At 37.4% G+C, this 1256-nt stretch carries 1 protein-coding gene; it reads left to right on the top strand.

Features of this window, described 5'->3' with window-relative positions:
• A partial coding sequence (locus J7K40_14895) for a LamG domain-containing protein (GenBank protein ID MCD6163687.1) occupies positions 1-1256 on the top strand: 1256 nt, incomplete at both ends.

A 1256-nucleotide genomic window follows, 5' to 3' on the forward strand; every position in this document is an offset into this window, starting at 1 on the left:
TTATACCTTTATTATGATAAAGACCACGCCGATAATACTACCTACATAGGTGATATTGGCTCAACTCCTGCCCAAAACGTTTGGGATTCTAATTTTGTTGGTGTTTGGCACATGAGCCAAGACCCAACTGGCGGGTCTGGTTGTATAAAAGATTCAACTTCTAATACAAATCATGGAACTCCGGGCGGGTCAATGACCTCTGGAGACCTGGTTGACGGCAAAACAGGGAAAGCTCTAGATTTTGATGGTAGTGATGATTGTATTAGCTTGCCTGACAATAGTGACTTTAAACCTGATTATGTTTCAGTAGAAGCACTTTGTAAAACTGATACTGGAAATGCAGATTGGGTAAGAATATTTGATAGGTCCTATTTTTCTGCGAGTAATATTGGCTATGCCTTAGTTATTTCTGATGTTGGTAAAGCACGATTTCATCCAATCCTTACTGGTAATGAATATCATGACGCTGATAGTACTGATGTAATTGAGGGAGATGGAAAATGGCATTACCTAGTTGGAAGTTACGAAGATAATCATACAAAATTTTATGATAATGGTAATTTAACAGAAGATGAAGTTGGTGGTTCTGGAAAAGTTGTTATCCATCAAGAATCTCAAGTCCCACAAATTGGTAACGGCGTTTATGATTCTGCCTATAAAGGAATTATTGATGAACTCCGTATTTCAAATATAGCCCGTTCTGCCTCGTGGATCAAAGCAACTTATTATTCAAATTGGGATAGTTTAATAACATTTGGTTCCGAAGAAATAGTAGTAACAAACCATTTTGATGGCAAAGTTAGAATAAAAGATTCAGTAACAAACCATTTTGATGGCAAAGTTAGAATAAAAGATTCAGTAACAAACCATTTTGATGGCAAAGTCGATATCAATACTGCGATAAACCATTTTGATGGTAAAGCAAGAATAAAAGATTTTGTAACAAATCTTTTTGATGGTAAAGCAAAAATAAAAGATTCTGTAACAAATCTTTTTGATGGTAAAGCAAAAATAAAAGTTTTTGCCACCAATCTCCTTGATGGTAAAACGTGGATTGTTTATACAGGCCAGATAAACGATTACTGTCCAACCCCGACCTGCGAGATGTCGGCTGTTTTCAGGTATGCTCGCATCGAAGCTTCTCCACCGATTCCAACTGCAAGTTTTAGAATCGGCAGGATAATAGAAGGCTATTGCCCGGTTCCAGGATTTACCTGTACAGCTTACAGCGGCAGGAACCCATCAATTATAGCCAG

The organism is Candidatus Zixiibacteriota bacterium (genome assembly GCA_021159005.1).
GTDB lineage: Bacteria > Zixibacteria > MSB-5A5 > UBA10806 > 4484-95 > JAGGSN01.